The organism is Kamptonema sp. UHCC 0994, assembly GCF_029167235.1.
Lineage (GTDB): Bacteria > Cyanobacteriota > Cyanobacteriia > Cyanobacteriales > Microcoleaceae > Kamptonema.
The window spans coordinates 1-8,410 of record NZ_JARFTR010000073.1 but is presented as its reverse complement, the minus strand read 5'-3'; the positions used below and the strand labels follow the sequence as shown (position 1 = coordinate 8,410).

10 protein-coding genes are annotated in these 8,410 nt (G+C 44.8%); 4 read left to right on the top strand and 6 right to left on the bottom strand.

From position 1 onward, the window contains the following. Positions 1 to 124 precede the first annotated feature (124 nt). Positions 125 to 760 (top strand): hypothetical protein, encoded by a 636-nt coding sequence (locus PY364_RS07405; protein ID WP_275521597.1) that lies wholly within the window; start codon positions 125 to 127, stop codon positions 758 to 760. 339 nt (positions 761 to 1,099) lie between these two features. Here PY364_RS07405 and PY364_RS07400 read toward each other — a convergent pair whose 3' ends face one another. Further along, positions 1,100 to 2,008, bottom strand: a complete 909-nt coding sequence (locus tag PY364_RS07400) for a cation diffusion facilitator family transporter (protein ID WP_275521596.1) — start codon at positions 2,006 to 2,008, stop codon at positions 1,100 to 1,102. A 238-nt stretch (positions 2,009 to 2,246) separates the two neighbouring features. Between PY364_RS07400 and PY364_RS07395 the strand changes: the two genes are divergently transcribed. Then, positions 2,247 to 2,603 carry a hypothetical protein gene (locus PY364_RS07395; protein ID WP_275521595.1) on the top strand — a complete coding sequence of 119 codons (357 nt, stop codon included), beginning with the start codon at positions 2,247 to 2,249 and terminating at the stop codon, positions 2,601 to 2,603. A gap of 186 nt (positions 2,604 to 2,789) precedes the next feature. After that, positions 2,790 to 3,176, top strand: coding sequence for a hypothetical protein (locus PY364_RS07390; RefSeq protein WP_275521594.1), 387 nt, complete (start codon positions 2,790 to 2,792; stop codon positions 3,174 to 3,176). A 388-nt stretch (positions 3,177 to 3,564) separates the two neighbouring features. Here the strand turns inward: PY364_RS07390 and PY364_RS07385 are convergent, their stop codons facing one another. From PY364_RS07385 to rbfA, 3 genes are all read right to left on the bottom strand, one after another. After that, positions 3,565 to 3,789 carry a DUF4327 family protein gene (locus tag PY364_RS07385; RefSeq protein ID WP_007354445.1) on the bottom strand — a complete coding sequence of 75 codons (225 nt, stop codon included), beginning with the start codon at positions 3,787 to 3,789 and terminating at the stop codon, positions 3,565 to 3,567. A gap of 228 nt (positions 3,790 to 4,017) precedes the next feature. Then, the gene (locus PY364_RS07380) at positions 4,018 to 5,688 is read right to left on the bottom strand and encodes a glycoside hydrolase family 3 N-terminal domain-containing protein (RefSeq protein WP_275521592.1); all 1,671 of its coding nucleotides are present in this window, start codon (positions 5,686 to 5,688) and stop codon (positions 4,018 to 4,020) included. Between the two features lie 108 nt (positions 5,689 to 5,796). Then, the gene (gene rbfA, locus PY364_RS07375) at positions 5,797 to 6,222 is read right to left on the bottom strand and encodes a 30S ribosome-binding factor RbfA (protein ID WP_275521591.1); all 426 of its coding nucleotides are present in this window, start codon (positions 6,220 to 6,222) and stop codon (positions 5,797 to 5,799) included. 266 nt (positions 6,223 to 6,488) lie between these two features. Between rbfA and PY364_RS07370 the strand changes: the two genes are divergently transcribed. Further along, the gene (locus PY364_RS07370; protein WP_275521590.1) at positions 6,489 to 6,755 is read left to right on the top strand and encodes a regulatory protein SipA; all 267 of its coding nucleotides are present in this window, start codon (positions 6,489 to 6,491) and stop codon (positions 6,753 to 6,755) included. 7 nt (positions 6,756 to 6,762) lie between these two features. Here the strand turns inward: PY364_RS07370 and PY364_RS07365 are convergent, their stop codons facing one another. Both PY364_RS07365 and PY364_RS07360 read right to left on the bottom strand, forming a co-directional pair. After that, positions 6,763 to 7,302 (bottom strand): alpha/beta hydrolase, encoded by a 540-nt coding sequence (locus PY364_RS07365; protein WP_275521589.1) that lies wholly within the window; start codon positions 7,300 to 7,302, stop codon positions 6,763 to 6,765. Positions 7,303 to 7,557: 255 nt separating this feature from the next. Continuing rightward, entirely contained in the window at positions 7,558 to 8,307 is a 750-nt protein-coding gene (locus tag PY364_RS07360; protein WP_275521588.1) for a GDYXXLXY domain-containing protein, read from the bottom strand. Positions 8,308 to 8,410: the final 103 nt, after the last annotated feature.

Here is an 8,410-nt window from a genome sequence, read left to right as displayed (position 1 = left end):
GCGGTAAAGAAACCGCCCAGAGGGCGGCGTTACGTATTAAAGTCACGGGGTTTTCACCGATTTCCTATAATCTTGGTGTGAGCCGAATTTTATCTACCTCTGCAAACAATAAACTCTATCTGCCATGCCATATTCTAATCTTTCCAGCTTTTTGAGCCAAATATTCACCACCATAGAACCGCGTAAAGCTCCGCACTGGGTCTCCGTAGGAGCAACGGCGCTAGCGGCTGCCAGCTTATTGAGTGCGGCGCTGCCAATGTCACCAGCCGGGGCGATCAATATTAATTGGAATTGGAAATTCAATCAGAACAAAAATTCCTACCGCATCTGCGCTCAAGAGATGGTAGCCGTCGGAGTTGTCCCAGAAGCAGCAGCAGCAGCCTGTGCCGCCGCCCTTCATCCCAGAGATGTATCCATGTGTGTTTCTCAAATCAATACCAAAACCAAAGTCGCCGCGATGGATGCGCTATTTAACTGTAGGCGGGTACGTCGTCCCGATGAGCTAGCAACTTGCGTGGTAGATATCAACTCAAAAGCTCAAGGAGCCCCCATCGCCTCAGTGCTCGACCATTGCCGCCGTAGCTTATTGCCAGAGCGCTTTTCTGAATGTGTAGTTGGTTTGAGCCGCGAACTTAAGTCTCCCACAGAACAGTTATTAGCTACTTGCATTGATGCAAGATACCAAATTGGTCAGTTTGAGCCAAATGCAGTACCTCCTGTAACGGCTCCAGTTTTGCCATCTCCTGTACCCAATCCGTAATAGAGCTTGATACTTGACGGGGTTCGAACCCCAGGGCTGTTTCATTCTCAGGAAAACGAGGGTTTTGTAGGGGTAGTGCCCCCGTGCCTACCCTCTCCACAGACGATCGAATGGGGGTTTCAGATATTGGGGCAACCACGGGGGGATTGCCCCTACAGAGAATGAAACAGCCCTGGCTCGAACCCCGTCAAAAGCTTGATTAAATTAACGTTAAACTTAATGAATAATTGGTTAAAGAAGCATTTCGCTTAACCAATTTTAAGACAGGAAAGAAATGATTGACTTTTAACTACGATCAAACTTCCCTCTTCCCTCTTCCTTCTTAACTAAACTCTTCCTCTAGTAGGTAATTTGGTCAGAATGATAAGCAGGCGGCTCTACATGAATCAAAATTCTAGCAGGGTTGAATCTTTCTTGCAAGCGCTCTTCCACTGCTTCTGTAATTAAGTGAGCACTTTCTACATCCTTGGCATCGACAATCAGGTGCATTTCAATAAACACTTGACGACCGATCGTACCGCGAGAAGCAATATCGTGACAGTTAACTACTCCTGGTACTTCCATTGCGATCGCCTGAATAGTTTCTGGCGGAATTGCCATTTCATCCACGAGTAAAGGTAGATTTTCTTTTAAAACTTTCCAGCCACTGTAAAATACTAACAAAGCTACCGGGAAAGCTAAAATTACATCCAGAGATTGCAATTGAGGCAAATGCCAAACCTCACCTTGCCATACTCCAATCAACCCGCCGATCACCATCATCGTCACCCAAATATCACTCATGGTGTGTTGAGCATCTGCCACCAAAATTGCACTACCATTGCGTTGACCAACTTTGCGCTCGTAGAAGGCAACAAAAATATTGATTCCTAATACAATTAGCAGCATCCATAGTTCTGGTGGGGATATTCTCGCAGGTTTGCCACCAGAAACCAGTCTTTCAACTGCACTGCTGAGAATTTCAAAGCAGGCAATTAGTAGAAAAGCTGCGATCGCGAGAGCCCCCACCGCATCATATTTCTGGTGTCCATAAGGATGTTGACGATCTGGTTGCGGAGCCGCAAAATGATTCACCGCCAACCCTAAAATATTGTTGGCGCTGTCGGTCACACTGTGCAAGGCATCTGCCATTAAACTGAGGGAGCCTGTTAACCAACCCACTACAACCTTGATCGCTAATACCAGCAAATTTAGCAGCAGGGTGATGATTAAAACCTTACGGACTTCGGGACGGTTGTCAGCAGCCATAACATCTCCTTAATTCGCCATTAAGTCCTATTGCTTCTAGTTTAAAGGTTATAGCGCGAACAATAGGTTAAGACCCTTAAGATTTAAAGGCTACAGCTAGTTGAGCTGGTTATTTCTTCGTAGCTTGTTGAGAATATTTTTAATAGTTAGGGGTTGTAGCGCATGATTTTGGTAGAAAACTTTTGCAAAGTTGACTATATCTTTTAGCATTAAATCAGTGTGTTAAATTTCTTGACCTATGCCTCTTGCTCAACTAACGCTGAATTTAATCGAGGGTTCTGTCACTTTTAGTTTTACCCCCCAAGCTGCGCGAGAATTACAAACTGCGATCGCAGCCTTGATGGAAAATCTCAAAGCAGCAGCAGCCAGCAAACCATCTACTGGCGCAGGTAAAGCCACACCCCGCAAGCCAATGGAATATCGCTACACAGGAGATATCTTCCTTGAGATTTTCTGCAATCCCAATATTTGGCCGAGTCCCTTCGCCGCCAAAGTTTTGATTACACTGCGGGACGATCGCATCCGCATTACCACAGAAGCCGAACTCACCCGTATCGTAGAGGATTTGAACCAGTATCTAGAACAAGTAGGCTGAGATTTGCCTGTTTTGGTAAAATTTACATTGGCTATTATTGGGGCGCTGCTGCTGAAAGCCTAACGCGATCGCCAGACAGCACCCTGTTCTGATATATTCAGTTGTTAGACAAAAAGTGGCTTTCCCAGCCATACTTTCTTCCCCATCCAAACCGATACTGTTCTCCAGCGAAAATTAATATTGATAATGAATTCTGATAATCTAACTCAAATGCTGCAAAAAGGATTCCGCGTGACATTGGGCGCAACTTCCTTTGTGATTGACACTTTGCAAGACTCCCAAAAACGAGATGAGAATCTCAGCAAACTGAAATCAGAAAACTTCACCCAACTTACAGAGGAGTGGGCCCAACAAGGAGAACTAACTGAAAGGGAAGCCCGCAATTTTGTTGATACTATTTTCACTCAACAAAACACCCAGGATAGCGCTCAAACTGAAGTCACTTCCGATCCTCCGATCGGGGTTCCTGCTGAACCCGCAGGACAGTCAGACCCACGACTAGAGATTCAAGAATTAACTGCACAAGTAGCCGCGCTCAGAGCTGAGTTGGAAAATCTTCGCGCCGATGACTAATCGCAGGATTTTAGAGTGTTTACCTGCCTAAAACCCTTGATTATTTAACAGTCTTAGTGTTGTTTAATAGAACCTATTCAGTAGTTGACTGTTATGCAATCAATAGGTTTTTGCTTGCTGTTTGAAACTACGCAGACGGCTGCTTCTAGTTAATATGGGCAACTTCAGGTTGATCGGGCAACTTTAGGTTGAACCAACCTTAACTTTTTCTAATGCTGCTCCACAATAAGCTAACTGCTGCGCTAATCAAGATTAGCAGGGCGCGTTTTAAGATTCAGCAGTTGTCTATCCTGCTTTGAGTTTGCTCAACGAACACTCAAATTATAATGTTAGCGTCCGCCACACTCTGCCGATCGCCGTTAAAAGCGAGTCAGAGTGAAGTAGAGCTTTAGTCATTATCCCAGTTCTCAGCACCGATGAGGTCGCCAATCCGGTCTCTGAGCAAGAAATCACATTTTTCTAATTCGCCCTCTACGCAAGACCATTCACGAGCTGGAATGTATTGGCAGAGTGTATAAATGGGCTGTTGACGGCTGACGACACCCTCGTGCACGAGTTGACGTGCTTCATCTTGGATGACATCTAAGGAATATTGGATTGTAGTGTGAATCATAAGCCCTCGTGGGGTTGCCTAAGAAATTTACCGCACTTGTAATACTATACTGCATATCGAGTGGAGTGAACACTTTTTTTGTCCGTATACGGTGATACAAATTTCTTATTATTATTTCAGAAACAGGATGAAACTCTGAGCGAGCACTCTTGTGCTCCCTTAACATTTCATCATGCAGTTTCTTTTAGTATTTCCTCCCCTGCTCAAGAGCTCAAGAGATCCCCCTCCCTAAGCCCCGCCAAACAACGCTTCAAGAGCAATCTCTTGCGCTACTGGCATTTGCCCGTAAGAAAAAACGTAAGGAATCGAAGGCGGTAACGCCCCTAAGAATTGCTCAAGGATGTAAGGACTACCGTAAATTACGACAGCTTGAAGTTCCCCTGTTTTTAACAACTTTTTAAACAAGTCCCCCGCTGCTTGGGTTAAACCGGCACTCCCTCGAAAACAGTTACCGCGAATGAAAACTTGCAGTAATGTGGGAGAAAAACCCTCTGTAGAAGGATGACAAGGGTTGTTATTAGAAAATATCAAGTCTTCATCGGACTGTATTTCGGTACGGTCATCAATTATTTGAAGTTTGTAACCTCGCTGTTTGGGAACTGCGATCGCGGGAGTATGATGTCCCAAAAATTCGCAACCTAAAACATCATCAACAATTACTAAATTGCGTAAATTATCCCCACTTTTGGTCGATTCTACCCGCAAAGGCAAAGAACCACCAACTTTTAGAGAATCTCGCAAAATATTCGCCGAGACAGTTAAGGAAGAAGGAAGAAGGGAGAGGGGGAGACTGGGAGAGGGGGAGATGGGGAGAGGGGGAGATGAGGAAGTTAAATTTTCCCCAGTCACCCAGTCTCCGCTATTTTTGACAGACAAGCCGACTTTAGCTTTAGCTTGCCAAATTCGTTGGACAGAATCTTCAATGCGCGATCGCGAAATCCGGCCCTCAGCGACAGCAATGCACACTGCTTGAATAGTAGCCTCCGCATCTTGTGGCATCAACAAAATATCAGCACCCGCTGCTACTGCTAAAACCGCCGCCACTTCAGTACCATACTGATTAGCGATCGCACCCATCACCAAAGCATCCGTGACAATCAACCCCTCAAAACCTAACTCTTGGCGCAATTTACCCGTCAAAATTTTCGGCGATAGCGTTGCAGGCCATTCCGTATCCCAAGCCGCAATAATTAAGTGAGCACTCATCACCGCATCCACCCCAGCAGCAATAGCCTCAATAAAAGGAGGCAATTCAACTTCAGCCAATCTTGTAGCAGAATGAGGTAGAGTCGGCAATTCTAAATGAGAATCAACCGCCGTATCGCCATGACCAGGAAAATGCTTAGCAGTAGTTAAAACCGGATATTTTTGGGCCCCGCGAATGAAAGCAGTAGCTAGACGGCTTACCAACTCAGGCGTTTCGGCAAAAGCGCGGACATTAATCACTGGATTATCAGGATTATTATTCACATCCACCACCGGCGCTAATACCCAATTCAAACCGATCGCGATCGCTTCACTCGCCGTAATCGCTCCCATTTCTTCAGCATAGCACTCAGCTTGATCTCCATCTTTCTGAGCAACAGCACCAATAGCCATCGGTGGCGGAAACCAAGTAGCACCTGCAAACCGTTGACCCACACCTTCTTCAATATCAGCCGCCAACAGCAGAGGGATTTTTGCCCAAGATTGGAGTAATTGCGATCGCACAGCCAACTCCGCCGCACTTCCTCCCACCAAAATCACCCCGCCAACACCAAGTTTTTCCAACCAATAGCGGAGTTTACTAGCAGGTGGCTCCCACTCAGGATATCGAATTTGGTGGTCAAAAAGGTAGCCAGAAGCTCGTACCACCACCATTTGAGCCACAAGTTCTGCTAAAGATAGATTCTCAATCATAGAAAATACATAGAAAATACAAAAATGGGAATAGCTAATGGCTCTTTAGGCAATAACCCAACAACCATCAGCCATTACCAATTATTACGCCTGCCCGCAGACAAAAAACTAATCGATTTCATCTACCTTAATGTCATCATCTGGTGCGGAATCTTCCTCATCCAGAATGTCATCAGGTTTGCGCTCTTGCGAGAGCTTATTGAGCAACAACAGCATCTTATCGCCGCGTTCCAAAGAATGGTCTTCTAAAAAAACCACCTCCGGCGTTCGCCGCAGACCCACCCGATGACCCAACTCACTACGCACATAGCCAGTAGCCGACTTCAAGCCGGCCATCGCCTCTGCTTTTGCTTCATCAGTACCGTAGATACTTACAAAGATTTTGGCGTGCTGAAGGTCGCCAGAAACATTCACGTCAGTAACACTGACAATCCCCGCACCTACGCGGTCATCTTTGATACCGTTGAGCAACAGCAAGCTGACTTCACGTTTAATCAGCGAACTGACGCGCTCAACGCGACGGCTTGTAGCCACGATCTTTACCCCCTGCGATCTTTTTGCCCGTGTTTTTACTTATAGTGTGACATAACTAGCTAGCTGGTAACTTAGCGAGATAGCAACTATAGCTAGGGACTAGAGGCTAGGGGCTAGGGGCTAGGGAAGAAGTGAATAGAATCTATGTGGCAGGAACTCAGAATGTCCTAACCACCTTGGCGGTTGCTATAAAATAAAATCAATAAAAAAACTGGCTTTGCCAACTTACCTTAAATCTCCACTAGAGATGGAAAACAAATAGAATAATGGAAAAACAATTTACTATTGGCGAGAAAGTCAGAGTTACAGTCTTACCACCCTATGTTAAGACTGCCGAACCTATGCCCATGCTACGGCCTCCCCACGTAATTCGCCTTGGTGAAGAGGGAACGATCGCAGATCGCCGTCCAGGGAATTATTGGGGAGTCCGGTTTTCTAAGGGAACATTCTTAATGGATAGCCAATATATTGAGCCAGTAGAAGTTTCTGGGCAAAATATCGAGCCAGATGCTGACGGTTCCCTTTTAAACTAATGGCAAATTACTTAGTGTTAAGCAGGTTTTGCAGATTTCCTGATAAACCCTTAAGTTTTTCAACAGTATTGCCAATGTTTCCAACTTCCACATCAATCTCTGATGTAGGATATTTTTGGAGGACTTCCAGTAAAGATAACTTGTTATTGTCCGCAGCCGAAAGAATCACAGCGCCTCTCAAAGCTTTATGACTTTCAGCACGAGAACGAGTCCGAAGACTTTTGCCAATTTCAATCAGTGCATTTTCACCGACTTTGCTGTTGAGTACCCGGTCTAAAGTGACAATGTTGACTCCAATTTCTAAAGACATTAGTCCTCGAAGTGTATCAGCATCTTGCTTGGAAATTCGCAATATGGTAGCCAGGGTAGGAGTTTTTTCTCCCGTTTTGACAAAATTTTCTAGGTCACTGATTTTGACTGACTGAGCAAAAGGGCCGTACTTGAGCACGATTTTTTCAGCGGCGATCGCACTGTTGCTCACGAAAAGCGTCGCAGTTGCGCCTAAAAGTAATGTGGTACATACCGACGCAAAATTTGGAAATTTCATAGTTAACTACCCAATTAAAATTGATATGCGGAGGTTACTACAGCTTAGATGCAGTCGCTCAATTACACAAGCTCGGTAGTGTAACTTTTTAGAGTGTCACACGCAAAAACCCGGTAAACTTTAGGGAAAGATGGTTTTTCGGTCTCAACGGTTACTGTTTCCAGTCTATCCCCTCTGGCAGTTGCAAGTATAACCGAAGGAAGAAGGCTTAACTTATCTAGGAGAGAAGGAAGAAGGAAAAAGGTGTAGAATCTTTTAAAAGCGATAATTGCGATCGCGCACCCATAGACTCACTGGTACTGCATGACCCTCGGCATCAATTTTCGTTTCGACTACAAAAGACTGTGGTTGTCGAGATTGAGTTTCACGGATATCAGCATTGACTTCTTCCCGCCGATTTTCTGGCATATAATAAGTTTCTAGTCCATATTCAATGCGCCCTCCATTATATTTTCCCTTAATTGCTACCTGATTTGCTGGCAAGTTTGTAAGCTTATTAATACTAACCCGTACTGGTTTCCAAGGTTTAGGTCTGCCAGAATTACTCGTAGTTTTAGGTGCTTCCAGAATTACATAAATACTGGTTCCTGGCTTTAAATATTGTGGTGATTTTGAGCAATTTGTGCTATTAACTGGACAAGGTACTGAGTCACTTGGTAAGTCTTTCCACCCAGGGAGACGATTCAGATTATTTTGATTAGAAATGTCATAGCCTAGAGTTTGGGAATATCCTCGTAAAAGGTCGTATGGGTCTACGGGCGCTGTCTGGAGTATAACTGTTTTCCCTGTAATATGAGTATAAACTGCCTGAGCTGGGACTGAAACGATCAAGGCTATTTGTAACAGCAAGGGAACCCAGACTCGCCAAGCAGGTAATCTCTGTTCGGAAGCAGGCAATTTGAAGGCTGAAGGATCGACCAAATTCTCGTTTACTAGCTCAGGATTAGTCTCTGAAATCTCTTGATTTTCAGAATCTACCAGAGATTTCTCATTAGGTGATTTCATGGTAATGTACCTTTAATAGTTTATGGTTTGTGAGTTAAGCTTATTACGCTAAACCTTGAGAATGATTAAGATAGATATTTCGTAACGCCGCCCTCTGGGCGGT